24 protein-coding genes are annotated in these 23,043 nt (G+C 64.0%); 9 read left to right on the top strand and 15 right to left on the bottom strand.

Annotated elements, in window-relative coordinates; all coding sequences use genetic code 11:
• Positions 1-239: 239 nt before the first annotated feature.
• Positions 240-1,031, bottom strand: coding sequence for a tryptophan synthase subunit alpha (trpA, locus tag ACFMBG_RS09090; protein WP_421054383.1), 792 nt, complete (start codon positions 1,029-1,031; stop codon positions 240-242).
• An 83-nt stretch (positions 1,032-1,114) separates the two neighbouring features.
• Positions 1,115-1,612 carry an acyloxyacyl hydrolase gene (locus ACFMBG_RS09085; RefSeq protein WP_421054382.1) on the bottom strand — a complete coding sequence of 166 codons (498 nt, stop codon included), beginning with the start codon at positions 1,610-1,612 and terminating at the stop codon, positions 1,115-1,117.
• 206 nt (positions 1,613-1,818) lie between these two features.
• Between ACFMBG_RS09085 and ychF the strand changes: the two genes are divergently transcribed.
• On the top strand, positions 1,819-2,916 hold the full coding sequence (gene ychF, locus ACFMBG_RS09080; protein WP_421054381.1) for a redox-regulated ATPase YchF: 1,098 nt from the start codon (positions 1,819-1,821) through the stop codon (positions 2,914-2,916).
• A gap of 209 nt (positions 2,917-3,125) precedes the next feature.
• Complete coding sequence (locus ACFMBG_RS09075; protein ID WP_421054380.1) at positions 3,126-3,503, top strand: DUF2237 family protein; 378 nt, start codon at positions 3,126-3,128, stop codon at positions 3,501-3,503.
• 74 nt (positions 3,504-3,577) lie between these two features.
• Here ACFMBG_RS09075 and trpB read toward each other — a convergent pair whose 3' ends face one another.
• The 7 genes from trpB to ACFMBG_RS09040 all read right to left on the bottom strand — a co-directional run bounded on the left by trpB (position 3,578) and on the right by ACFMBG_RS09040 (position 10,404).
• Positions 3,578-4,837: a tryptophan synthase subunit beta gene (gene trpB / locus ACFMBG_RS09070; RefSeq protein WP_421054379.1), complete on the bottom strand. Its 1,260-nt coding sequence runs from the start codon at positions 4,835-4,837 to the stop codon at positions 3,578-3,580.
• Between the two features lie 500 nt (positions 4,838-5,337).
• Positions 5,338-5,991: a phosphoribosylanthranilate isomerase gene (locus ACFMBG_RS09065; RefSeq protein ID WP_421054378.1), complete on the bottom strand. Its 654-nt coding sequence runs from the start codon at positions 5,989-5,991 to the stop codon at positions 5,338-5,340.
• Between the two features lie 7 nt (positions 5,992-5,998).
• Entirely contained in the window at positions 5,999-6,349 is a 351-nt protein-coding gene (locus ACFMBG_RS09060) for a lipopolysaccharide assembly protein LapA domain-containing protein (protein ID WP_421054377.1), read from the bottom strand.
• Positions 6,349-6,633: an integration host factor subunit beta gene (gene ihfB / locus ACFMBG_RS09055; RefSeq protein WP_008557618.1), complete on the bottom strand. Its 285-nt coding sequence runs from the start codon at positions 6,631-6,633 to the stop codon at positions 6,349-6,351. Before ihfB ends, ACFMBG_RS09060 begins: the two co-directional genes overlap by 1 nt.
• A gap of 430 nt (positions 6,634-7,063) precedes the next feature.
• The gene (gene rpsA, locus ACFMBG_RS09050; protein ID WP_421054376.1) at positions 7,064-8,743 is read right to left on the bottom strand and encodes a 30S ribosomal protein S1; all 1,680 of its coding nucleotides are present in this window, start codon (positions 8,741-8,743) and stop codon (positions 7,064-7,066) included.
• Positions 8,744-9,062: 319 nt separating this feature from the next.
• The gene (locus ACFMBG_RS09045) at positions 9,063-9,554 is read right to left on the bottom strand and encodes a hypothetical protein (RefSeq protein ID WP_421054375.1); all 492 of its coding nucleotides are present in this window, start codon (positions 9,552-9,554) and stop codon (positions 9,063-9,065) included.
• A gap of 208 nt (positions 9,555-9,762) precedes the next feature.
• On the bottom strand, positions 9,763-10,404 hold the full coding sequence (locus ACFMBG_RS09040) for an NAD(P)H-dependent oxidoreductase (protein WP_421054374.1): 642 nt from the start codon (positions 10,402-10,404) through the stop codon (positions 9,763-9,765).
• Positions 10,405-10,528: 124 nt separating this feature from the next.
• Between ACFMBG_RS09040 and ACFMBG_RS09035 the strand changes: the two genes are divergently transcribed.
• On the top strand, positions 10,529-10,906 hold the full coding sequence (locus ACFMBG_RS09035) for a winged helix-turn-helix transcriptional regulator (protein WP_421054373.1): 378 nt from the start codon (positions 10,529-10,531) through the stop codon (positions 10,904-10,906).
• A gap of 17 nt (positions 10,907-10,923) precedes the next feature.
• Here the strand turns inward: ACFMBG_RS09035 and ACFMBG_RS09030 are convergent, their stop codons facing one another.
• Entirely contained in the window at positions 10,924-11,193 is a 270-nt protein-coding gene (locus ACFMBG_RS09030) for a DUF6525 family protein (protein ID WP_174147210.1), read from the bottom strand.
• Positions 11,186-12,388 carry a GTP-binding protein gene (locus ACFMBG_RS09025; RefSeq protein ID WP_421054372.1) on the bottom strand — a complete coding sequence of 401 codons (1,203 nt, stop codon included), beginning with the start codon at positions 12,386-12,388 and terminating at the stop codon, positions 11,186-11,188. Before ACFMBG_RS09025 ends, ACFMBG_RS09030 begins: the two co-directional genes overlap by 8 nt.
• A 191-nt stretch (positions 12,389-12,579) precedes the next feature.
• Between ACFMBG_RS09025 and ACFMBG_RS09020 the strand changes: the two genes are divergently transcribed.
• Positions 12,580-14,046 (top strand): sulfatase family protein, encoded by a 1,467-nt coding sequence (locus ACFMBG_RS09020; RefSeq protein ID WP_421054371.1) that lies wholly within the window; start codon positions 12,580-12,582, stop codon positions 14,044-14,046.
• A complete protein-coding gene (locus tag ACFMBG_RS09015; protein WP_421054370.1) occupies positions 14,043-14,435 on the top strand; it encodes a hypothetical protein in 393 nt (130 codons plus the stop codon). Before ACFMBG_RS09020 ends, ACFMBG_RS09015 begins: the two co-directional genes overlap by 4 nt.
• Positions 14,436-14,515: 80 nt before the next feature.
• Here ACFMBG_RS09015 and ACFMBG_RS09010 read toward each other — a convergent pair whose 3' ends face one another.
• Together ACFMBG_RS09010 and ACFMBG_RS09005 are read right to left on the bottom strand one after the other, a co-directional pair.
• Positions 14,516-17,713 (bottom strand): 2Fe-2S iron-sulfur cluster-binding protein, encoded by a 3,198-nt coding sequence (locus ACFMBG_RS09010; RefSeq protein WP_421054369.1) that lies wholly within the window; start codon positions 17,711-17,713, stop codon positions 14,516-14,518.
• A gap of 16 nt (positions 17,714-17,729) precedes the next feature.
• A complete protein-coding gene (locus ACFMBG_RS09005) occupies positions 17,730-18,182 on the bottom strand; it encodes a MarR family winged helix-turn-helix transcriptional regulator (RefSeq protein ID WP_421054368.1) in 453 nt (150 codons plus the stop codon).
• A gap of 439 nt (positions 18,183-18,621) precedes the next feature.
• Here ACFMBG_RS09005 and ACFMBG_RS09000 point away from each other — a divergent pair, with 439 nt between their 5' ends.
• The 3 genes from ACFMBG_RS09000 to ACFMBG_RS08990 are packed head-to-tail and all read left to right on the top strand — an operon-like array spanning position 18,622 to position 21,317.
• Entirely contained in the window at positions 18,622-20,409 is a 1,788-nt protein-coding gene (locus tag ACFMBG_RS09000; protein WP_421054367.1) for a substrate-binding periplasmic protein, read from the top strand.
• Complete coding sequence (locus tag ACFMBG_RS08995) at positions 20,378-20,926, top strand: sensor histidine kinase (RefSeq protein ID WP_421054366.1); 549 nt, start codon at positions 20,378-20,380, stop codon at positions 20,924-20,926. The genes ACFMBG_RS09000 and ACFMBG_RS08995 overlap by 32 nt, the downstream gene beginning before the upstream one ends.
• Positions 20,910-21,317 carry a response regulator gene (locus tag ACFMBG_RS08990; protein ID WP_421054365.1) on the top strand — a complete coding sequence of 136 codons (408 nt, stop codon included), beginning with the start codon at positions 20,910-20,912 and terminating at the stop codon, positions 21,315-21,317. Before ACFMBG_RS08995 ends, ACFMBG_RS08990 begins: the two co-directional genes overlap by 17 nt.
• Before the next feature lie 202 nt (positions 21,318-21,519).
• Here the strand turns inward: ACFMBG_RS08990 and ACFMBG_RS08985 are convergent, their stop codons facing one another.
• The gene (locus tag ACFMBG_RS08985) at positions 21,520-21,693 is read right to left on the bottom strand and encodes a DUF1328 domain-containing protein (RefSeq protein WP_421054364.1); all 174 of its coding nucleotides are present in this window, start codon (positions 21,691-21,693) and stop codon (positions 21,520-21,522) included.
• 42 nt (positions 21,694-21,735) lie between these two features.
• Positions 21,736-22,152 (bottom strand): hypothetical protein, encoded by a 417-nt coding sequence (locus ACFMBG_RS08980; RefSeq protein WP_421054363.1) that lies wholly within the window; start codon positions 22,150-22,152, stop codon positions 21,736-21,738.
• Positions 22,153-22,237: 85 nt separating this feature from the next.
• Between ACFMBG_RS08980 and ACFMBG_RS08975 the strand changes: the two genes are divergently transcribed.
• Positions 22,238-22,969 carry a Crp/Fnr family transcriptional regulator gene (locus ACFMBG_RS08975; RefSeq protein WP_421054362.1) on the top strand — a complete coding sequence of 244 codons (732 nt, stop codon included), beginning with the start codon at positions 22,238-22,240 and terminating at the stop codon, positions 22,967-22,969.
• Positions 22,970-23,043: the final 74 nt, after the last annotated feature.

Below are 23,043 nucleotides of genomic sequence, written 5' to 3'. Positions count from 1 at the left end.
ATCACCGGCACCGGACTCTCTCCCGCTTTCGTTTGGTAAAGTTTTCTTACCAATTCAATCCAGCAAAAGCAACGCTGCCTTTGCCGCACCCCTTGAGACGCAAAAAACCGCACCCGGAGGCGCGGTTTGATTTACTCAATATAGTTCCGCCCGGCGGCACCGCCGGGCAGCGCCCGACCCTCCCCATGGGAGGGCGCTTCGCACCCACCCAGGCTCGTGCGCCCTAAGTGTTTTGACGCTTAGCCCTTGTGGGCGCCATCCGCGAGGGACTTCACAAACGCCAGCACCTCCTCCGGCGACTTGCCCGAACCGATCTGGCTGACGATGGCGCTGCCGACCACCGCGCCATCAGCGACCGAGGCAATGTTCTGTGCCTTCTCCGGCGTGTTGATGCCAAAGCCGACGATGACCGGCAGATCGGTCGCCGCCTTGATGCGCGCAACCTCGGGGCCGACGTCGCCCGCCTCGGCCTCGGCCGCGCCGGTGATGCCGGTGATCGAAACGTAATAGACAAAGCCGGAGGTGTTCTGCAGCACCTTGGGCAGGCGCTTGTCGTCGGTTGTCGGAGTCGCCAGACGGATGAAGTTCAGCCCGGCCTTCTGCGCCGGGATACACAGCTCCTCGTCCTCTTCCGGCGGCAGGTCCACCACGATCAGACCGTCGATGCCCGCGGCCTTGGCGTCTTCCAGGAACTTGTCGACGCCGCGGTTGTAGATCGGGTTGTAGTAGCCCATCAGCACGATCGGGGTGGTGTCGTCACCTTTGCGGAAGTCAGCCGCCAGCTGCAGCGTCTTTTCCAGCGTCATGCCGCCGTCCAGCGCCCGCTGGCCGGCCAGCTGGATGGTCGGGCCGTCCGCCATCGGATCGGTGAACGGCAGGCCCAGCTCGATGATGTCCACACCGGCGCCCGGCAGCCCCTTCACCACCTCCAGCGAGGTCTCATAGTCCGGATCCCCTGCCATCACATAGGTGACAAAGGCTTTCTTTCCGGCGGCGTTCAATTCGGCGAATTTGGCATCAATGCGGGTCATGGGCGGGCCTTGTTTTCAGGTTTCCGCTCCGGTGTGCCGAATGTTGCGCGGGAAATCAATCCCGCGCCGCGCGCCGGCCCGGCTCAGCCGCCCAGCGGAATGTGCCAGCGCAGCGTTACCGTGTTGACGCCCGGGTTATCATCCGCGGTCGAGGCGTTGGACTTGTGGCTGAACGCCAGCGACACCGCCTTGCCGTTGTAGAACCGCTTGCCCACCGCCACCAGGGTGCGGATTTCAAAGGCGGAGCCCAGATCATTGGCATCCGAGCTTTCGTGATAAGCGCCGGGCATCACGCTGGTCTCGATGAACCAGTCGTTGTTCAGGTCAATCACGCCGCTGATGCCGACACCGGTAAACACGTCGCCGGCCTCCTGCACCTCCAGCGCGGCGCCGAAGCGGGCCGACAGGCGTCCGCGCTCGTGAAACGGCGCGTGCAGGTAGTCCACTGCGAACACTGCGCTGTCTTCCGCCGCATCCCGGTGATAGTCGGAATACCCCAGCCCCAGCGTCACCTCCTGGGCAGCCGCGGGCAAAGCCATCGCAGCCGACAGTGCTGCCGCCAGCAAAGCTGTCTGTTTCATTTCTAGCCCCTCGCAGAATTATTTATTTCGCATAAAGATATTTTTTTGCAGCGGTTTTCCAAGCCGCCTCACGAAAAAGCAATATGAGGGCCCGCTGTGCAGAGCCGCACAGAAGGCGATTGTGGCGCTTTTGCCAGCCATACTTGCCTTGCGCGCACCTCCAATGCTGCCTAGAAGCAGCTCCCAAGTGGCATCAGGAGGCCGAAATGGGCTTTAAAATGGGAATCGTCGGCCTGCCCAACGTGGGCAAATCGACGCTGTTCAACGCGCTGACCAAAACCGCCTCGGCGCAGGCGGCCAACTTTCCGTTCTGCACCATCGAACCCAACGTGGGCGAAGTTGCGGTGCCGGACGCACGGCTGGACAAGCTGGCGGCGATCGCCAAGTCGAAACAGATCATCCCGACCCGGATGACTTTCGTTGACATCGCGGGCCTGGTGAAGGGCGCCTCCAAGGGTGAGGGTCTGGGCAACCAGTTCCTGGCCAACATCCGCGAAACCGACGCGATTGCCCATGTGCTGCGCTGCTTTGAAGACGGCGACGTGACTCACGTGGACGGCCGCGTTGATCCGGTAGCCGACGCCGAGGTGATCGAGACCGAGCTGATGCTGGCCGACCTCGAAAGCATCGAGAAGCGCCGCGCCAACCTGGTGCGCAAGCTGAAGGGCAACGACAAGGAAGCCCAGCAGCAGGACCGCCTGCTGGCTGCCGCGCAGGCGATGCTGGAAGACGGCAAGCCCGCCCGCCTGGTCGAGGTCGACGCCGAGGACGCCAAGGCCTGGAAGATGCTGCAGCTCTTGACCACCAAGCCGGTGCTCTATGTCTGCAACGTGGGCGAGTCGGAATCTGTCGAGGGCAACGAGCATTCCGCCAAGGTGGCTGAAATGGCCGCGGCGCAGGGCAACGCCCATGTGATCATCTCTGCCCAGATCGAGGAAGAGATCAGCCAGCTGGACCCGGAAGAGGCCCAGATGTTCCTGGAGGAAATGGGGCTGGAAGAGGCCGGCCTCGACCGGCTGATCCGCGCGGGCTACGACCTCTTGCACCTGGAAACCTATTTCACCGTCGGCCCCAAGGAAGCGCGCGCCTGGACCATCCGCACCGGCACCGCGGCGCCGCAGGCGGCGGGCGTCATCCACGGCGATTTCGAGAAGGGTTTCATCCGCGCCGAGACCATCGCCTATGACGATTTCATCGCCTGCAACGGCGAACAGGGCGCCAAGGAAGCCGGCAAGATGCGGGCCGAAGGCAAGAGCTACATCGTCAAGGACGGCGATGTGCTGCACTTCCTGTTCAACACCTGACCCCTGATCCATTCCAGCAGACCGCGGCCCGCCATCCCCTTGGCGGGCCGTTGTTTTTTGACAGCACAGGGATTGACCTGCCGGCGCGCATCGGGATCATGGCCGCCGCCCGCGCTGGAAATCCCGGGACGGGCGGCGCAATCGCCCTATCATTATGCCGGAACGCGGCCCAGAAATGCGGCCCCGTAATGCTGCGAGGACAGCTCCCCATGGAAAAAGACGACAGCATAAATGTTCTGGGCGGCCCGCTGGTCCCCTGCTCCACCGCGCCGGTGACCGGCTTTTTCCGCGACGGCCATTGCAACACCTGCGCCGAGGACCAGGGCAGCCACACTGTCTGCGTGGTGACCACGGCAGAGTTCCTGGCCTTCTCCAAATATGTCGGCAACGACCTGTCCACCCCGCGGCCGGAGTTCAGCTTTGCCGGGCTGCAGCCCGGCGACCGCTGGTGCCTGTGCGCGGCCCGCTTCCTGCAGGCCGCGGATGAGGGCTGCGCCCCGAAGGTGCACCTGGAGGCCACCCATATGCGGGCGCTGGAAATCGTGCCGCTGAGCATCCTGCAGAGCTTTGCCGCCGACCCGGCCTGAGCGGCGCGACTTGCAATCCAGCAACAAAAAAGGCGCCCTGCGGGGCGCCTGTTCTTGTGCCTTGTCTGGCCGGCTCACTCCTCGAAGGTGCGGCCTTCCTCGGTGTCGGACATGTCAAAGCCCAGGTGCTTGGCAACGGTGAACACGTCCTTGTCGCCGCGGCCGCACATGTTCATCACGATGATGTGGTCCTTGGGCAGCTTGGGCGCGATCTTGGTCACATGCGCCAGCGCGTGGCTGGGCTCCAGCGCCGGGATGATGCCCTCGGTGCGGCAGCTGAGTTGGAAGGCCTCCAGCGCTTCCTTGTCGGTGATCGAGACATATTCGGCGCGGCCCGTCTCATGCAGCCAGGAGTGCTCCGGACCGATACCCGGGTAGTCGAGGCCCGCGGAGATCGAGAAGCCCTCCTGGATCTGGCCGTCATCGTCCTGCAGCAGATAGGTGCGGTTGCCGTGCAGCACGCCGGGGCGGCCGCCGGTCAGCGATGCGCAGTGCTGCATCCGTTCGTCAACGCCCTTGCCCCCCGCTTCTACGCCGATGATCTTCACCGACGGATCATCCAGGAACGGAAAGAACAGCCCCATCGCGTTGGAGCCGCCGCCGATCGCGGCAATCACGGTGTCCGGCAGGCGGCCTTCGCCCTCCTGCTCCTCCAGCTGCCAGCGGACTTCCTTGCCGATCACCGACTGGAAGTCGCGCACCATCGCCGGGTAGGGGTGCGGACCGGCAACGGTGCCGATGCAGTAGAAGGTGTCACGCACGTTGGTCACCCAGTCGCGCAGCGCGTCGTTCATCGCGTCTTTGAGGGTGCCGCGGCCGGAGGTGACCGGGATCACTTCGGCGCCCAGCAGGCGCATCCGGAACACGTTCGGAGCCTGGCGCTTGACGTCATGGGCGCCCATGTAGACCACGCATTTCAGGCCGAACTTGGCGCAGACGGTGGCGGTGGCCACGCCGTGCTGTCCGGCGCCGGTTTCGGCGATGATCCGGGTTTTGCCCATGCGCCGCGCCAGCAGGATCTGGCCCAGCACGTTGTTCACCTTATGCGCGCCGGTGTGGTTCAGCTCGTCGCGCTTCATGTAAACCTTGGCGCCGCCCAGTTCTTCGGTCAGGCGCTCCGCATAGTACAGCGGGCTGGGGCGGCCGACGTAGTGCTTCCACAGGCTGTCCATCTCGGCCCAGAAGGAGGGATCGTCCTTGGCCTTGTTGTACTCTTCCTCAAGGCTCAGGATCAGAGGCATCAGGGTTTCGGACACAAACCGCCCGCCAAAGATGCCGAAACGGCCGTTTTCGTCCGGACCGTTCATGAAGCTGTTGAAAAGATCGTCGGCCATAGGTGTTCCCTCACTTTCGCAGCGCCCGCCATGACTATAGCGCGGCAGCGCCTTGGTAAAGGGGGCTCTGCGCAAGCTGCTTGATCCGGCCAAGGCCCCTGCCCTGCCGGTGTCTGGCTGTTTCGCTGTGGTCTGCTGCCTGTCCTGAGAGGCGGAAGGATAAGGATGGCGGCGCCGCCAAGGGGCGGAGGCGGGACGGGAGGTTCCTCCCGCACGCTAAACGTTGTCTCTGCGTGCCCTTGCCAAAGGGCCCTGTTCCAAAGTGCCGGGGGTGTCAGGCCCGGCGGTGACCGCGATCAGGGGAGAGAATGGCATCTGACGCCTAAGATCACGTGAGGGCGGCGTCCGCAGGGGCGCAACACCTTCGGCGGCACGCTGCCAGGCAGCGGTTGCGCAGTGAGTATTTTTGCAAAGAAGAAGAGACAGTCTGTGCTTCTTCTTTGCAAAAATACTCAAATTCCGCCCTCTCCTGCATCGCGAAACGGCGGTGGCGCGAGCCATCAGCCGCGGGCGGCCAAAGCGGCCTTGGTGAAGCTTTCGATCAGCGCGGCGTCCTTCTGGCCCGGGGCGCTTTCGACACCGGAGGAGACATCCACCTGCCGCGCGCCGGTCATGCGGATCGCCTCGGCCACGTTGTCCGGGGTCAGGCCCCCGGCCAGCATCCAAGGCTTCTGCCAGTACTTGCGCCCGGCCAGCAGGCGCCAGTCGAAGGCCAGCCCGTTGCCGCCGGGCAGTTCGGCCTCCTTGGGCGGTTTGGCGTCGATCAGCAGCTGGTCCGCCACCTGCTCATACTCAGCGATCTGCGGCAGATCCGAAGCATCGGCAATGCCCACCGCCTTCATCACCGGCAAGCCGTAGCGGCTGCGCACCTCTGCCACACGCTCCGGAGTTTCGCGCCCATGCAGCTGCAGCATGTCGAGCGGCACAGCTTCAGTGATGGCGTCCAGCTCGGCGTCGGTGGCATTCACCGTCAGCGCCACCTTGCACAGGCCAACGGGCGCCTCGACGGCCAGCGCGGCGGCCTGTTCGATGCTGACGTTGCGGGGCGACTTCGGGAAGAAGACAAACCCCGCATAGGCTGCGCCTGCCGCTGCAACGGCGGCCACATCCTGCGGGGTGCTGAGCCCGCAGATCTTGACCCGGATGTCACTCATGACTGGCTCAGCCTGCGTCTTCTAGCAGGGCAAGAACCTCGTCCTTGCCTTCGTGCTTCTGCTTTTTCAGCCGGTTCACTTCGCGGTTCAGCTTGCGTGCCTCGCGGGCCTTTTCCGCCGCTTCGCGCCGGTGCTTGTGCTCGCGAATCCATTCCCACAGGAAGCCGAGCACCAGCCCGGCACCAACCCCGCCCAGAACCACCGTAAACAGCGGCAGCGAGATGCCCGGATTGAAGCCGAAAAGCTCACCCAGCGCCTCGGGCATCAGTTTGAGCTCAACAAAACTGCGGTTTGCAAGGCTCACCGACACCAGCACGATGGCCAGTGCCCCCAGAACCGCGTAGCGAATGTAACGCATCAGGCTTTCCCGTTCAGGCGGTCCCTCAAGAGCTTACCTGTCTTGAAGAACGGCACATGTTTTTCCTCGACATGGACGGTCTCACCGGTGCGGGGATTGCGGCCGACCCGCGAGTCCCGCTTCTTGACCGAGAAAGCGCCAAAGCCGCGCAGCTCCACCCGGTCGCCCCGGGCCATCGCGTTGGTCACTTCCTCAAACACCGTGTTCACGATCCTCTCCACATCCCGCTGATACAGGTGCGGGTTTTCGTCTGCAATCTTCTGAATCAACTCAGAGCGGATCATGATCTTTCTTCCTCCCAGGCTGCCGTAATGTTTTGGCTATTATTCTGAGAGTATAGGAAAATTTCCCGCGTAGGGGAACAAAATGCCGCATGCAGGGCGGGAAATCCGGCAAGAGTTCACCCGCTTTGCAGGCTGCCGGGGCCGGATCAGGCGCCGCTGCCCGGCGCTGCATCGCGGCATCCGCGGCCGGGATGCCGCCGGGGCCCCGGTTGATTCGCGGCCTGCAGCCTGCTTGGGCCGTGCGCCGCCTCCGGTGCAGGCGCCGCGGTTCAGGCGGTTTCCCTGGAAAGTGCCGGAAAGCCGTTTTCAATGGCCGAGGCCGCCTTGCCAGGTTCTCCCCGCCTGAGGCGATGCTGGTGACAGTGGCGCTAAAGAAAAAGCCCCGCAGTCACCTGCGGGGCTTTCCAGTTCTTAGCCGTGAGGCCGGGTCTTAGTCGCCCGACTTCAGTGCGGCGCCCAGGATGTCGCCCAGCGATGCGCCGGAGTCCGAGGAGCCATACTGTTCCACTGCTTCTTTCTCTTCCGCGATCTCGCGCGCCTTGATGGACAGGCCCAGGCGGCGGGTCTTGGAGTCGACGTTGGTGACGCGCACGTCGACCTTGTCGCCAACCGAGAAACGCTCGGGGCGCTGGTCGGCACGGTCGCGGGCCAGGTCGGAGCGGCGGATGAAGGACTTCATGCCTTCGTATTCCACTTCGATGCCGCCGTCTTCGATCGCGGTCACTTCGACGGTGATCACGGAGCCGCGCTTCACGCCGCCCACGGCTTCGGCGAACTTGTCGCCGCCCAGGGCTTTGATCGACAGCGAGATACGCTCCTTGTCGACATCCACTTCGGAGACAACGGCCTGAACCACGTCGCCTTTGCGGTAGTTCTGGATCGCGTCTTCACCGCGCTCGTCCCAGGACAGGTCGGAGAGGTGAACCATGCCGTCGATGTCGCCGTCCAGGCCAATGAACAGACCGAATTCGGTGATGTTCTTGACTTCGCCTTCGACCTGGGTGCCTTCCGGGTGGGTCTCGGCAAAGACTTCCCACGGGTTGCGCATGGTCTGCTTGAGGCCCAGGGACACGCGGCGCTTGGCACCGTCGATTTCCAGGACCATGACGTCGACTTCCTGGGAAGTGGAGACGATTTTGCCCGGGTGGACGTTTTTCTTGGTCCAGGACATTTCGGACACGTGGACCAGACCTTCAACGCCCGGCTCCAGCTCAACAAACGCACCGTAATCGGTGATGTTGGTGACGCGGCCCTTGTGCACCGAGTTCAGCGGGTACTTGGCGCCAACCAGATCCCACGGATCTTCCTGCAGCTGCTTCATGCCCAGGGAGATGCGGTGGGTTTCCTTGTTGATCTTGATGACCTGAACCTTGACGGTTTCGCCGATCGACAGGATCTCGGAGGGGTGGTTCACACGGCGCCATGCCATGTCGGTGACGTGCAGCAGGCCGTCAACGCCGCCCAGGTCAACAAACGCACCGTATTCGGTGATGTTCTTGACGACACCGTCGACTGCCTGGCCTTCGGTCAGGTTGCCGATGACTTCGGCGCGCTGCTCGGCGCGGGACTCTTCGAGGATCGCACGGCGCGACACCACGATGTTGCCGCGGCGGCGGTCCATCTTCAGGATCTGGAACGGCTGCTTCAGACCCATCAGCGGGCCAGCGTCGCGCACGGGGCGCACGTCAACCTGCGAGCCGGGCAGGAAGGCAACAGCGCCGCCCAGGTCGACGGTGAAGCCGCCCTTGACGCGGCCGAAGATCGCGCCTTCAACGCGCTGATCGTCTGCGTAGGCTTTTTCCAGGCGGTCCCAGGCTTCCTCGCGGCGGGCCATCTCACGGGAGATGACGGCTTCGCCACGGGCGTTTTCTGCGGCGCGCAGGTAAACCTCGACTTCGTCGCCAACTGCGATTTCGGGCGCTTCGCCGGGGTTTGCGAATTCTTTCAGATCAACGCGGCCTTCCATCTTGTAGCCGACGTCGATGATGGCCTGGCCGGCTTCGATTGCCAGCACTTTGCCTTTGACAACCGAACCTTCGTCCGGGGTGTCCATTTCGAAGCTTTCGTTCAGGAGGGCTTCGAATTCCTCCATCGATGCGTTTTGAGCCATGAGGTCTCAGGTTTCCTTTACTAACGGTTTTCTGGCCGGGCGGTTGTCTCCGCCGGTCTTGGTTAGCCCTACAGAACGTGGCCCGGAGCATATCTGATCAAACAAACATAAAGGGCCGAGGTGTTCCCCAGCCCTGCTCAGATATGCCGCCCGGACGTTGACCGCCCTTGTATTGACAGCGCGCGTATAGGCGGATTCCCGGGGCTGCGCAAGGGAAAAGCCCTGTGCGGCAAGGAGAAAGCTCCCGCGAACCGTCCGGCAATCTGATCTCTCCGATGGCTAGGGGCTTAGGGCAAAAGGGCGCCGCTGCAGGTGAAGTTCAGCCCGGCTGCTGGTGTCCGTATTCTTTCTCCAGCAGAACAACACCGACCAGCACGTAGTCGACGGCCTCATGCTCGCCAAGCAGCGGAAGATAAATCTCGGAAGTGCTTTGGTAATCCGGCAGAGGTCCGACATAAGGGAGCGAGACCAGGAGCGGCCGGGGGTTGGCGGCGATCTCGGCAAAACCGCTCCAGATCAGTGACCCGGGCCCGAAACCGGGATGGTCGGAGAGCCGCGTCCCCACGAATTTGTCACGAAGCGTGTTGCTGATTTTGCTGCGCGCATACAGCGCCTTGAAGTCGGTGGCATCACCGGAAGCGGACCGTTCGATTTCAAAAACGGACAGGATGTTGGGGGCGTTTTCGGCATTTGGCAGCCCGAATTCCGGCAGACTCGGGAAACGGCCGTCCTGCGACGCGCTGTGCCAGAGCAGGAACATGGACTTCAGCTCCGGCTCCAGGTCGCTCACTGAAAATTCGGCTGTAAACATGGCTTAGGTGGCCCCCCGCAAAGACACTCCAAGCTGCAGCTGCCCTCTAGAAGACTGCTGGGACTCGAAAACAGATTATCGTTGGATTCTTAATGTAGCCTGAAATCAGGGCATTAAAGGTTTTGGGCTGCCAAATTCCGGGGGCAGAAACAGGCCAGCCAGATCGGCGGGCGGCAGTGACTGCCGCCCGCGCTGTGTTTAATAGGCCTCAGGCGATCTCGGTCACGATGGTGTCGCGGGACTTGCGGACCTTCTTCATCGGCAGCAGCCAGTCGCCTTCCTCTGCGCGGTAGCCCAGCGGCAGCAGCACCACCGAGCGCAGCCCCTTATCCCGCAGGCCGAGGATTTCATCGACCTTCGCCGGGTCGAAACCTTCCATCGGGGTGCTATCCACTTCCAGCTCCGCGGCGGCGGCCAGCGCAAAGCCCAGCGCGATATAGGCCTGGCGGGCGGCGTGGTCGTGGTTGGTGCGCTCCTCGCGCGGCAGGTAGGTCGCCTTGAGATTGTCGTAATACTGGTTCAGCATCGGGATCTCACCGCGTTCTTCGGTCATCTGGCGGGTGACGGCGTCGATGCGGTCTTCGGAGTAGTTGTCCCAGGCGGCAAAGACCAGCAGGTGCGAGCCGTCGGTGATCTGGGCCTGGTCCCAGGCGTGCGGTTGGATCTGCGCGCGGATTTCCGGGTTGGTGACCACGAACACCTCAAATGGCTGGGTGCCGGAGGAAGTCGGCGCCATGCGGATCGCCTCGAGGATCTGGTCGACCTTCTCCTGCGGGACCGCTTTGACGGGGTCCATCTTCTTGGTGGCATAGCGCCAGTTCAGCTTCTCGATCAGGGTGCTCTTGCTCATCTCTTTGGTCCTTTCACGGCCGGTTGCCAGGGGTGGTATAGATTTGTGACTGGCTATATAAGCGGCACTGGATTGGGCACAAGAAGGCACATTTCTGAGCCCCGGTTACACGGAGGGAACCACCATGGCGGAGGGGCAATGCCCGGAGTGCGGCCGCATCAACGAGGTGCTGTCGCGGGTCGGCGACCGCTGGAGCGTGCTGATCGTGATCTCGCTGGCGCAATACGGCGTGCTGCGGTTCAATGAGCTGAAGCGGCATCTGGGGATTTCCCAGCGGATGCTGAGCCTCACCCTACGCGAGCTGGAGCGCGACGGGCTGGTGAGCCGAACCTATTACCCGACGATCCCGCCCAAGGTGGAATATGCGCTGACGCCGCTGGGCGAGTCGTTCCGGGAGCCGGTGTGGGCCATGGGGCTGTGGGCGCTGGAACATCTGCCCGCGATTGACGCGGCGCGGGCGGAATATGATGCCGCAGCGGAGGCGGAGAAGAAAACCGCCTGATGTGGCGTCGCCCGCGGCTAGTCCCGGAACGCCCAGACGCGTGCGTCCCGTTTCAGCATCGCCTGTTCTGCGGCATCCAACCGGGCGGCAGCGGCAGCGGGATCACGGCTGCCGCCCGCCCTGGTCCAGATCCTGAGCGCCGAGGCCGGGCTCCAGGGCAGGCAGGCAGAGGCCAGCCACTGCCGCAGGCCCGGCGGCAGGGCGTCATAGGCCTGCATCGGGTCCCCCGCCCGGCGCCGCCGTTTCAGGCGGGAGTTCAGGTTGCGGCGCGCCCGGCGGTCAGCCATTGCGGTGCCAGCTTGGGAAGGGGTCCTCCAAGGAGGCCCAGGCCGGGTCGAAGCCATTCGCCGTTTCCGGCATCAGGCAGGCATCGAGGCGGGCGGTGGTGGCTTCCTTGTCGAGACCTGCACCGATGAACACCAGTTCCTGCCGCCGGTCGCCCCAGGTTTCGTCCCAGTTCTGCAGGAACTCGCGCCGGGCCTCGGGGTGTGCGGGCCAGCGTTCCGTTGGCACCGCCGCCCACCACAGGCCCAGCGGGCGGACCGAGGAGATGGCGCCGGCCAGGGAGTACTCGGCGGCCCACTCAGGACGGGTGGCCAGCCAGAAATGGCCCTTGGCGCGGATCACGCCGGGCAGGCCGCCATTCAGCAACGCGTGGATCTTGGCGGGGTCAAAGGGGCGTTTGGCGCGGTAGACGAAAGAGGAGATGCCGTATTCCTGGGTTTCCGGCACGTGGTGCTCGAAGCCGTAAAGCTCCTTGGCCCAGAGCGGATGTTCGTGCGCGCGGTCGAAATCGAAGCGGCCGGTGTTGAAGATGCGGTCTCCGTCAACTTCGGAATAGTCGGTCTGAATCACCTCGGCATCCGGGTTCAGCGCCTTGATCACCAGCATCGCTGCTTCGGTCTGGGCCGGGCCGGCCTCAGTCACCTTGTTCAGGATGATGACGTTGGAAAATTCGATCTGATCGGTCAGCAGATTGACAAGGGTGCGATCGTCCTCCTCACCCAGGCTTTCGCCGCGGTCGCTGAGGAAATCATGGCTGGAGAAATCCCGTAGCAGGTTCACCGCATCGACCACGGTCACCATTGTGTCGAGGCGGGCCACGTCCGAGAGGCTCTGTCCTTCGGCATCGCGGAAATCGAAGGTCGCGGCCACCGGCAGCGGCTCGGCAATGCCGGTGCTTTCGATCAGCAGGTAGTCGAACCGCCCTTCACCGGCGAGGCGGCGCACCTCCTGCAGCAGGTCGTCGCGCAGGGTGCAGCAGATGCATCCGTTGGTCATTTCCACCAGCTTTTCATCCTGGCGCGACAGTTCCGTTCCGCCGCGCACCAGGCCGGCGTCTATGTTCACCTCGCTCATGTCGTTGACGATCACCGCAACCCGGCGTCCCGCGCGGTTGTTCAGGACGTGGTTCAAGAGCGTGGTCTTGCCCGCCCCGAGGAAGCCCGAGAGCACCGTTACCGGCAGCCTGCTGTCTGTCATGCGAGAATCCTTTATGTTATATCATAACATCAACTGGAGCGGGGATAGCAGCCTGTTCCGCAGCCCGCAACCCAGGAAGCAGCGGAGTGCTGGATTGCAAAGGGGTATTCCGCCGCCCGGATGCCGCAAACCGGCATTCAGGCGCCGCGTTCTGCCGCCAGTCTGGGACCAAAGCCAAAAGGGAGCGTACGATGAGCCGGCAGGTGAATTTCCTCGTCATCATCTCGGACGAGCACCGCAAGGATGCGATGGGCTGCGCGGGCCATCCGATTGTGAAGACCCCGAACCTGGATGCGCTGGCGGCACGCGGCACGATGTTCACCGCGGCCTATACGCCCTCCCCCATGTGTGTGCCGACACGGGCGGCGCTGGCCACCGGCGATTGGGTGCATAAGACCGGGCATTGGGACAGCGCGACGCCTTACGCAGGCAGCCCGCGCAGTTGGATGCATCAGCTGCGGGAGGCAGGGCGCGAGGTGGTCTCGATCGGCAAGCTGCATTTCCGGTCTGCTGAGGACGACAACGGGTTTTCCGAGGAGATCCTGCCGATGCATGTGGTCGGCGGGGTCGGCTGGGCCATCGGCCTGCTGCGGGAAAACCCGCCGCCCTATGACTCAGCCGCAGAACTGGCCGGTGATGTGGGCACCGGGTCCAGTACCTATACTGACTATGACCTGGCGATCACGGATGCGGCGGAGACCTGGCTGGCCGATCCCAGGCGGCAGGACCAGCCTTGGGCGGCCTTTGTGTCCTTGGTCAGCCCGCATTACCCCCTCACCTGCCCAGAGGAGTGGTACAGCCAGTACGACCCGGCAGAGATGGACCTGCCAGTGAGTTATGGCCAAGGGCTGCCGGACCACGAGGAGCTGCGCAACATCGCAGCCTTCTTCAACTACGATGATTACTTCGACGAACAGAAGATGCGCGAGGCCAAGGCCGCCTATTACGGGCTGACATCGTTCATGGACCATTGCGCGGGCCGGGTGATCCGGGCGCTGGAGGCCAGCGATCAGCTGGAGAACACGGTGATACTTTATGTGTCGGATCATGGCGACATGATGGGGGATCAGGGGTTCTGGACCAAGCAGGTGATGTATGAGCAATCCGCTGGCGTGCCGATGATCGCGGCTGGTCCGGGAATTCCAGCGGGGCACAGGGTGGCGACCTGCACCAGCCTGACCGACATCGCCGCCACCGCGCGGGAGGTCTGCGGGCTGGCTGCAAAGGCTGGGCTGCCAGGTGTCTCTCTGCGCCATATTGCCAACGCCCCCTATGACGAGAGCCGCACGGGCTTCAGCGAATACCACGACGGCGGGTCGAAAACCGGCGCCTTCATGGTGCGTTGGGGCAAGTGGAAATATGTCCATTACGCCGGGCTGCAGCCGCAGCTGTTCGATCTGGAGGCCGACCCGCATGAACAGGCTGACCGGGCCAAGGACGGTATGGATGATCCCGTGGCCGAAGAGGCCCTGTCGGAAGGCGAACGCCGTCTGCGGGCGATCTGCGATCCGGAAGAGGTGAACGCCCGAGCCTTTGCGGATCAGCGCAAGAAGATCGAAGAGCTGGGCGGCGAGGACGCCTGCCGCACGGCCTATGTGTTCAACCACACGCCCACGCCTGCAGAGCAGGACAAGATGAGGGAGGGCTCGCCGCTGTGACACTGGAAGAAGCGATTGCAACCCAGCCGCAATGGGTGCAGATCTGGGTCAGCATCCTGTTCCTGGGCGCCTTTGTCCTGCCGCTGGCGCTGCTGATCTGGAAGCCAAGCCGGCTGGCCGGGCTGGTGACGGTGGCAGCCAGCGTCCTGGCGGCAGCCGGAGTCTATTGGATTTACAACCGGCTCGGCTATGTCCGGCTGCTGGGCCTGCCGCATATCGTTTTCTGGACACCGCTGGTTTTCTGGCTTTGGCGGCAGCAGGCGCGCCCGGATATGCCAGCCTGGCCGCGGCGGATCATTCTGGCGGTATGCGCGGTTATCGCGGTATCGCTGGTTTTTGACTACGCGGATACGGTGCGCTACCTGCTGGGCGAGCGGCAGCCGTTCTAAGCTGCCGCATCCTCGCGCGCAAAAGTTTTGCAAAAACTTTTGGCAATTTTCTTATCCAAGAAAATTGCGCCGCCTGCCGCTTACAGATCGATTTCCAGCACCCCGTCCGGCTCCAGCGCACGGGACTGGCACAGGATGATCGCACCCTCGCGCTGCTTGTTGGAGAGCACGAAGTCACGGTGCTCCGCCGCGCCCGAGAGCAGCCCGCATTTGCAGACGCCGCAGATGCCGTCGGAGCATTTAACGTCCACATGGATGCCGCTGTCCGCCAGTGCTTCCGTGGCCGTTTTCCCGGCCGGCACCGCGATTTCGCGGCCCGATTTTGCCAGTTTCAGGGTGAAGGCATGGTTCTCGTACTCAGGCTGTTCGGGGACCGAGAAATACTCCATGTGGCGGTTTTCCTCAGGGAAACCGTTGCTGCGTGCGGTGTCGAGCACCGCTTGCATGTAGGCCTCCGGTCCGCAGGTGTAGACGTGGCTGCCGGGAGCATACTGCAGCACCTGTTTCAGATCGGCGCGGGTACCCTGATCCGAGAAGTGCAGATGCACTTTGCCGGCCCAGGGAACGTTCTGAAGGTCATTCAGGAACCCGGCGTTCTCCATCTTCGAGCAGGAATAGCGGAACTCGAAATCCCGGCCCAGCGCATGCAGCCGGTGGGCCATGGCGATCATCGGCGTCACCCCGATGCCGCCGCCCATCAGGTAGGATTTGGCCGCATCCTCGACCAGCGGGAAGTGGTTGATGGGCTTGGAGATGAAGACCATCCGCCCCTCCTCGAAGATCCGGTGCATGAGCTTGGAGCCGCCGCGGCCCGCATCCTCGCGCAGGACGGCGATCTGGTACTTCGTGCGGTCCGCCGGGTCCCCCGACAGCGAGTACTGGCGGAAGAACTCCGGTGCGACCACCACGTCAATGTGGGCGCCTGCGGTTGCCGGCGGGAGTGGCGAACCGTCCGGCAGGGAGAACTCGTACTTGGTCACTGCATCGGTCATATGCTCGACCTTCGACAGCCGCACCCGCATCACCGGGGCGTCGCCCTCACCGGCGGTATAGACATGCTCCGGCGGCAGGCCCGCGGCGCGGCGGCGCTTGTGCTCCGCTGCCGGGATCATGGCCTGATAGGCGGCAATCCCGGCCTCCCGATCCATTGGCGCGGGCCAGGCGTAGGGCGGCGGCGCCAGCGGCGCGGGGTAGACGGCAAGGGTCTGATCCTCGAATTTCAGGTCCAGGCCTTTGGACAGCTGGCGGGCATTGACCGGATGCTGCGAGGGGGCATAGGGCCCCTCCTCCAGCATCTCCAGATCCCACCACCATTTCTTGGCCGTGTTGACCTCGCCATTGCCCAGCGCGTCGTCGAGTTTTGCCAGCAGCGGCGCGCTGCCCGGCAGGTTCATTGCGGCCCAGCGGAACGGCGCCTCGGCGAACAGGCCTTCGAGGTTCCAGGGGCAGGTCTTCATGCAGCGGCCGCACATGGCGCCGCCGGGCACGGTGACCCGGTAGGTGGTGCATTTCTGGCTGTCGGACTTCCAGATCTCGTAGCCGTTGAACATCAGCTTGGGCCCGGCGGTGATGGCGCCGGAGGGGCATTCACGGGCGCATTTGCTGCAGGCCTCGCAGAACCGCTGCAGGCCGAAGTCGACCGGCTTGTCATGGGTCATCGGCAGGTTGGTGGTCACCGCGCCGGATTTCAGGCGGGGGCCGAGGAAGGGATTGAGGATCACTTCGCCGATGCGGGATACCTCACCGAGGCCGGACAGCAGCAAGAGCGGCGGCTGCAGCACTTCACCGTCCATCACTGAATGCACCCGGGCGGTATAGCCGAGGTTGCGGATCTGCTGGGCGATCACCCCGCCCAGCAGCGAAAACCGCAGGTAGGCCCGCATCGACTGGGCGCAGGCGATCCAGTCGTCGCCGGAGGCGCCCTCCATGGTTTCGTGGCCCTGGTCGATGATGGTGCTGATGGCGTTTTCGTGGTAGGGCGCCAAGGGGTCGCCCGCGGCATCGTGGGAGTAATAGGCCCAGTCCGGGCAGCGGGAGATGCCGACCGCGTCGCAGCCGAGGAAATAGGCTGCGGCCTTGATACCCGCGGCGTTGCGGGCGGCGTCTGCGGCGCTGGGGTCGATTTGCGGCGCGGCTTCGCCGTCCTGCAGCAGCACGAAGGCGGCAAGCGAAGACCGGAAGGCAAAGGCGGAGGAGGATTTACGCACGTAGTTGCCGTTCTTTGCCGCCTCCTGCGGGCCCTTGCCGAGGTCGCCGAACAGGGCGCGGGCAAACATGTCGGCGCGTTTCGGCACCCGGGCGACGTTCACCTCGTCGATATAGGTTGTCGGATCGTCCACCCGCTTCAGGGTCTCAAACGGATGCGGACCGTCCATGAAACGGCGCTTGGCGTAGGGGTCGCGGGTGGCGGCGCTTTTGGCGTGGGTGCCGAGGCCCAGACGGTATTTCAGGCCCGGCGCCTGCCCTGGTTCCAGCGGCTGATCGGGGGCCAGCGCCAGCGTGGTGGTGACGGCGGCGATGCCGAAACGGCTGCCCAGGAAGGGGTTGATTAGGACTCCATCCTCATAAGTGGCAAGGCCGGCCTGCACCGCCAGCCTGGCCAGATGCACATCCGCGGCAGCGCCGGTGTGGGCGCGCGCCTCCCACCCAAGCAGGCGGATGTAGTTGGCAAGCGTCACTACGGTCTCCGCCGCCCGCAGGCAGGCGCGCTGCTCCTGCGCGTCCGCAAGCCAGTCAGTGCCATCCTCGCCTGTTCCGGGATCGCGGGGGAATTCATAGACATAGACCAGCGCGTGCGTGTGGTGGCGGCAGTCTGCGGGCGGAGCCTGCATCGACTCGCGCAAAGACGCCATCACCACGTCGATGCCGGAGGCAAATGTCTTGGTCTGCTTGGTGCGCAGTGTTTCCGCCAGCGCCGCCACATCCGGGTTCACCAGCGGCGTGTCCAGCCAGGCCGCGGACGGAACCACGCAGGCGCCTGCCAGCGAGGCGTCGCAGAAATAGCCAAAGGCCTTCAGGTGATCGCTGCGCTCCTGCGGGCTGGCGGGAATGACGGCGCGTTCTTTTTTCACAAGCCCCTCGCGGGTCGCATCGAGCATCGCCTGGTAGTCGCGCATCGCATTGACAATCGACAGCGGCGCATCGGGGCGGCGGAAGCTGACCTGCGGCAGCGGCGGTATGTCCTCCAGATCCACGGGGCCCTCGCGGCGGCGCAGTGTCTCCTGCGGATAGGGTCCCAGATGCACCGGCCGGTGGCGGTAGGAGAACAGTTTGCCCATGGTCATTCCCTGGATGCTACAGCTTGGCGACGATGCGCGGTTCGTCCTCAAGCAGCTTGGCGGCAGCCGCCCGCAGCTGCGTGAGCTCCTGGCCTGTGAGCTTGGCCTCGAAATGCGCCGCGTTTTCCTGTGCGATGGGCAGCACCGCCTGCAAAGCTGCTTGCCCGGGTGCAGTCAGGCCAACCCGGATCGAGCGGCCGTCGCCCTCGCCGCTTCTGCGTGTGATGAGACCGCGCGCCTCCATCTGCCGCAAGGCGCGGGAGGCAGCGGTGCGGTCAATGCCTATGAAATCCGCGATCTCCGACGGGGTGCTGCGCCCCTCCTTCCCCACAGCCAGCAGAACACACCAGGTGACGCGGGTCAGGCCGAACTCCGCGATCCGTTGCTCGAAGCGGCGCTCAATCACCCGGGCCAGCATGGTCACCTGGTAGCCCAGGGAGAGGTGAAGATGGAAACGGTCGTCAGACATGATGATTGGCAGCGTCAACCATTTAATTGACATTGTCAACTAAACTGTTTCAGTTCTTGCCATTTGTCAGCCCTGCGGCGGCTGGCCCTGCCCTCCCGAACCCTGAACCGGCAAGGCAAGAACAGGCAGCGCAACACAATCATAAATTGCGCAAAATCAGCACAAAAACGCGTCTGCCTACTTACCCGCCCCGGCGTGACCTGCCTGCCGGCCCCGAATGCTGAAACCCGCACCACCCCCTTAAGCCGCTATAAAGTAGCGCAAATGGCATCCGAACCGTAACTCATCGGCACCGCAACATGTGCTCTGCACCGGAATTGAGGCGCCTGCACCCAACAAGAGATTGTTAATCTTCTCGCCCGTAAGATTTATCCACTCCCCTCAAGATTGAATTTTCAGGACCTTTTGAATGAACGTTTTGCATCGGCTGTGGTGTTTGTTGTCTGCCGGACTGCTTTGCCTCCCGGGTCTCAGCTGGCACATTTCCGCACAAGCGCAGGAAACCCGGGGCGGGCTGACGGCGGCGTTTGTGCCGGTGCCGCCGTTTGCACAGCGGGACGCGGATGGCGGCCGGAGCGGGTTTTTGGTCGAACTGGCAGAACAGATCGGCGCGGAAACCGGTGCCGCGATCAGCTATCTGGACCTGAATACCTCGCGCGAGTTCATCCGTCAGCAAGCCGATGGCGGCACCCAGATCATCGCCGGTGTTGCGCGGCTGCCGCCGCTGGAGGCCACCAATGTGTTTTCCTCGCCCGTGGCAACTGAAACGCTGCGCCTGACGGTGCTGCGCCGCCGGGCCGCGGAGCTGGCAGGCCGCCCCCGCAGCGGTCTGCGCATCGGCATCGTGCCGCCGGCAGTCGGGTCGGCGGTGCAGGACCTGCTGGCCGCGAACCGCCCGGTGGAGTTCGTGACCCCGGAAGCGGCGCTGATGAACCTGCTGACAGGCGGCGTCGATGCGGTGCTGATCCCTGAACCGGTTGCCTTCTCGATTGCCAGGAACGCGCGGATTGATGCCCAGATCAGCTTTCTCGATCCGCCGGTCCGCGCGTTCGACCGCTTTGTCGCCCTGCACCAGAGCCGGGCGGACCTGCTGCCGGAGGTCAACGCAGCTCTCGCCCGGATGGAAGCGGATGGCCGTCTGCCGGCGCTGCGGCAGAAATACTTCCTCGATATCCCTAGGCCGGTTCCCGGGGTGCTGACCGTGGGTGTTTACCACAACCCGCCCTATCAGACCGTGGAGCCCGGCGGCGGATTCTCCGGATTTGGCGTGGAGGCGCTGCGCGGCCTGGCGGACCGCGCCGGCCTGGCGCTGGACTTCAGGCAGATCTCCCTTGCGGACTGGCATGCAGGCCCCGGGCCTGGCCGTTATGACCTCTTGCCCGGCCTGCGGATCACTGGCGAGCGGCGCCAGATGATGGATTTTTCCCTGCCGCTGGAACAGGTGCCGTTTTCCCTGTTCGCCCGCGCGGGGAAACCCGGGGAAATCACCGGGCTGGATGATTTGACCGGGCGCAGGGTTGCGGTGCTGCAGAGCAGCCCCGCGCAGGAGTTTGCCGTCGCTCATCAGGGTTTGATCGTGCTGGCGGAGGAAACTGAGGGGGCTGTGCTGAAAAGCCTTCTGGATGGCCGCGCGGATGCCATTCTGGCGCCCGCCGCAGGGACGCAGGCGCTGGCCCGGGAATGGGGCGCGGCGGGACAGATTACAGCCGCCGGCCCGCTGGTTTTTACCAGCGCGCGCGCCCCGGCGCTGCGGTTCGGTCTCGGTTCCGTCCGGGACCGGCTGAACGCGGTTATCCCGGGATACCTGGTCTCCGGCGAGTTCGCCTGGCTGCGGGAGAAATACTTTGGAACGCCGGAATTCTGGACCCGCCCGCGCCGGTACGCAGCCGCGGGTGCGGCGGGGACCGTCATCCTGGCGCTGCTCGGCTTTCTGCTCTGGCAGCACCAGCGCCAGCGGCAGCAGGCGTATGAACGCCAGGCGCGTGAGCTGGAACTGGAACAGACCCACCGCCGCCAGCTGTCGGGCATGGTGGACCGGCTTGAGACCGCAAACCGGCAGCTTGCAGAGGTCACCTATGCGATGTCGCATGACCTCAAGGCGCCTGCCCAGACGATGCGCGCTGCTGGCGGAATTGCGCAGCACGGCCGGCGCCGGCCTGGACAGCGGCGGGCGGGAACTGCTGGACGATCTGGACATGACCAACGCGCGCATGGCCCGGCTGGTTGAAGACCTCAAGGTTTTTGCCCGCTCGGTCGATGAGAAGCGGCCTGTTGAGCCCGTCGATCTGACCCGCGAGGCCGAAGCCGCAGCCGCGGACATCGCCGCCGATATTGCCGCCGCGGGCAGTGTCATCAGGACCGGCCCGCTGCCGGAGGTAGAGGGCAATCCGGAACAGCTCAGGACGCTGATCCGGCAGCTGATCGCCAATGCGGTGGCATACCGCGATCCGTCGCGCAGCAGCATGATCGAGATCGGCAGCGGCCCGGCGGCCCCTGCGGGGTGGATCACCTTCAGCGTGCGCGACAACGGCATCGGGATAGAACCCGAGTATCACGACCGGATTTTCGGGCTGTTCAAACGCTTGCACAAACACAGCGACCGCCAGGGGTCCGGGATCGGCCTGACCTTGTGCCAGCGCATAGCAGCCAATCACGGCGGCAGGGTTGAAGTTTCATCGCAGAAGGGGGCTGGCAGCACATTCACCGTAACGCTGCCGGAAAAAGCACATGACCGCAGCCATTAATAATCTGATGCTGATCGATGACGATCACGCCGATCTGAAACAGTTCAAACGGGTGCTGGCACGTACCGGGCTGGCGGGCCGCATCACGGCCTTTGATGATGCGGCCGAGGCATTTGATTACCTGTCTCAGAACAGCAGCGCAGCGGTTGATGCCATTTTCCTGGACATCAACATGCCGCGGATGAACGGTTTCGAGTTTTTGGAAAAGGCCGCCCGGGACCTGGAGCAGCAGCTGGCCGGTACCATCGTCATCATGCTGACCACTTCGACCGACCCGGGCGACCAGCAGCGGGCGCAGCAATTCAAGATCGTTCGCGGGTATGTGGCGAAACCGCTGCTGGAAGCGGATGTGCATCATGCCGCGCGCCTGCTGGCGGGCGCCCGCGGCTGAAGCAGACGGGCGGACGGCAGGGACACAAACCCGGCCGGTGCGCCAGCCCCGGATCCGGGATGGGGTTTCGCGCCCCTGCCCCCTGTCAGCCGCGCAGACCGCGGGGACCGCCGGCCCAGTGGCGCAGCCGGACAGCGTCATTCACCACGCCCGCCGCACTGACGCTGCCGGTGCGGGCGCCCCCGGTATTTACAACAGCTGTTTACACTGGCGGTTTGCCCTTCATTGCGCGGGCAATCATCGCAATGACAAACAGAACCAGGAAGATGAAGAACAGGATCTGTGCGATACCGGCGGAGGCGCCGGCGATCCCGCCGAACCCGAGCAGGGCGGCGATCAAAGCGATAACCAGAAACGTAAGTGCCCAACCAAGCATGTTTTTTACTCTTTTCAGCAAAGCTGCCGCAGACAGCATCCGCTAAACCAACCCGGCAACGCCGCCATTGTTCCCTGCACCCGGCCGCAACGGCGCGAGCTGGGCCCGGATCATCTGGCTGGACACCGGCCGGGCAAGCACCGGCCACCGCAGGCACGGCGAGTGCGCATCCAGTTCGTTTTCCGCGGCGCTCCCCAAAAGGACCAGGCGGCCGCCACGGACCTGAACATCCCGGTCGATGCGGAGCCGGGTTACCAGGTCGGAGCCCGCTTCGATGAAGGCCACGGCAATCCGCCGGTACCGCGCAAGCGCCACCAGCGCGGTATCATGCGCCTGTTGCACGCTGAGTTCGGCGGAAGGGTCGAAATCCAGAATGGCGTCGCAAATATCACATGTGATCAGGTAGTTTCTGGACATGATCAGATAGACATGCGAGCCGCCTGGAGTAAGCATTTCCATTGCACCAGCTCCCCTGCAGGCCTAGAGTGTGCATCCATTTCACACCGGGCGCATTTAACTGCGACATAGCTGCCAGGGGAGCGCCATGTCTTCGACCGCCTGCCGCGACTGCCCGCTGCGCAAACGGGCCATTTTCACGCCGATGTCGCGTGAGGAGGTCGATTTTACCCAGCAATTCAAAACCGGCGAGCTGGTGGTGGATGCGGGTACTACAATTCTGCTGGAAGGCTCGAACAGCCCGCAGCTCTACACAGTGCTCAAGGGCATGGGCACGCGCTACACGACCCTGGAAAACGGCCGCCGGCAGGTGATCAACTTCCTGTTTCCGGGGGATTTTGCCGGGCTGCAGGCCGGGCTGATGGGAGAGATGAAGCATTCGGTCGAGGCGACCACCGCCATGACGCTGTGCGTGTTCCGCCGGTCGGCGCTGTTCGAGTTGTTCAAGCAGCAGCCGGAACGGGCCTATGATCTGACGTGGATTGCTGCGGTCGAGGAGCATTTTCTGGGGGAGACCATTGCCTCGCTTGGCCAGCGCGACGCGGCGCAGCGGATCGCCTGGGCGCTGGTGCGGATCTATGAGCGGCTGAAAGCCGTGGGGATGGAGGAAAAGGGCACGGTGCCGCTGCCCTTCAAACAGCAGGACCTGGCAGATGCCCTTGGCCTGTCGCTGGTCCACACCAACAAGAAGCTGAAAATGCTGCGGGACAGAAAACTCGCACAGTGGCAGAACGGCAGGCTGAAGGTCAGCGATCTGCCAGCCTTGGCAAACGTGGCGATGGTCGACTTGGCAGCGCCCGAACCCCGGCCGCTGATCTGACGGCAAAGGCCGGGGTAGGCCGCGCCAGGCTGGCCGCCTGGGTATTTTCCTAATCCGGAAAATCCGGCCTGCCT

This window comes from Leisingera coralii (genome assembly GCF_049056525.1).
Taxonomy (GTDB): domain Bacteria; phylum Pseudomonadota; class Alphaproteobacteria; order Rhodobacterales; family Rhodobacteraceae; genus Leisingera; species Leisingera coralii.
Note: the sequence above shows the minus strand (reverse complement) of the source record. Positions and strands in the feature narration are given on the sequence as shown.

What these genes read in the sequence shown, in the direction of transcription:
- trpA (WP_421054383.1), bottom strand. Translation starts at nt 1,031, where the DNA reads ATGACCCGCATTGATGCCAAATTCGCCGAATTGAACGCCGCCGGAAAG.
- ACFMBG_RS09085 (WP_421054382.1), bottom strand. Translation starts at nt 1,612, where the DNA reads ATGAAACAGACAGCTTTGCTGGCGGCAGCACTGTCGGCTGCGATGGCT.
- ychF (WP_421054381.1), top strand. Translation starts at nt 1,819, where the DNA reads ATGGGCTTTAAAATGGGAATCGTCGGCCTGCCCAACGTGGGCAAATCG.
- ACFMBG_RS09075 (WP_421054380.1), top strand. Translation starts at nt 3,126, where the DNA reads ATGGAAAAAGACGACAGCATAAATGTTCTGGGCGGCCCGCTGGTCCCC.
- trpB (WP_421054379.1), bottom strand. Translation starts at nt 4,837, where the DNA reads ATGGCCGACGATCTTTTCAACAGCTTCATGAACGGTCCGGACGAAAAC.
- ACFMBG_RS09065 (WP_421054378.1), bottom strand. Translation starts at nt 5,991, where the DNA reads ATGAGTGACATCCGGGTCAAGATCTGCGGGCTCAGCACCCCGCAGGAT.
- ACFMBG_RS09060 (WP_421054377.1), bottom strand. Translation starts at nt 6,349, where the DNA reads ATGCGTTACATTCGCTACGCGGTTCTGGGGGCACTGGCCATCGTGCTG.
- ihfB (WP_008557618.1), bottom strand. Translation starts at nt 6,633, where the DNA reads ATGATCCGCTCTGAGTTGATTCAGAAGATTGCAGACGAAAACCCGCAC.
- rpsA (WP_421054376.1), bottom strand. Translation starts at nt 8,743, where the DNA reads ATGGCTCAAAACGCATCGATGGAGGAATTCGAAGCCCTCCTGAACGAA.
- ACFMBG_RS09045 (WP_421054375.1), bottom strand. Translation starts at nt 9,554, where the DNA reads ATGTTTACAGCCGAATTTTCAGTGAGCGACCTGGAGCCGGAGCTGAAG.
- ACFMBG_RS09040 (WP_421054374.1), bottom strand. Translation starts at nt 10,404, where the DNA reads ATGAGCAAGAGCACCCTGATCGAGAAGCTGAACTGGCGCTATGCCACC.
- ACFMBG_RS09035 (WP_421054373.1), top strand. Translation starts at nt 10,529, where the DNA reads ATGGCGGAGGGGCAATGCCCGGAGTGCGGCCGCATCAACGAGGTGCTG.
- ACFMBG_RS09030 (WP_174147210.1), bottom strand. Translation starts at nt 11,193, where the DNA reads ATGGCTGACCGCCGGGCGCGCCGCAACCTGAACTCCCGCCTGAAACGG.
- ACFMBG_RS09025 (WP_421054372.1), bottom strand. Translation starts at nt 12,388, where the DNA reads ATGACAGACAGCAGGCTGCCGGTAACGGTGCTCTCGGGCTTCCTCGGG.
- ACFMBG_RS09020 (WP_421054371.1), top strand. Translation starts at nt 12,580, where the DNA reads ATGAGCCGGCAGGTGAATTTCCTCGTCATCATCTCGGACGAGCACCGC.
- ACFMBG_RS09010 (WP_421054369.1), bottom strand. Translation starts at nt 17,713, where the DNA reads ATGGGCAAACTGTTCTCCTACCGCCACCGGCCGGTGCATCTGGGACCC.
- ACFMBG_RS09005 (WP_421054368.1), bottom strand. Translation starts at nt 18,182, where the DNA reads ATGTCTGACGACCGTTTCCATCTTCACCTCTCCCTGGGCTACCAGGTG.
- ACFMBG_RS08995 (WP_421054366.1), top strand. Translation starts at nt 20,378, where the DNA reads ATGACCAACGCGCGCATGGCCCGGCTGGTTGAAGACCTCAAGGTTTTT.
- ACFMBG_RS08990 (WP_421054365.1), top strand. Translation starts at nt 20,910, where the DNA reads ATGACCGCAGCCATTAATAATCTGATGCTGATCGATGACGATCACGCC.
- ACFMBG_RS08985 (WP_421054364.1), bottom strand. Translation starts at nt 21,693, where the DNA reads ATGCTTGGTTGGGCACTTACGTTTCTGGTTATCGCTTTGATCGCCGCC.
- ACFMBG_RS08980 (WP_421054363.1), bottom strand. Translation starts at nt 22,152, where the DNA reads ATGGAAATGCTTACTCCAGGCGGCTCGCATGTCTATCTGATCATGTCC.
- ACFMBG_RS08975 (WP_421054362.1), top strand. Translation starts at nt 22,238, where the DNA reads ATGTCTTCGACCGCCTGCCGCGACTGCCCGCTGCGCAAACGGGCCATT.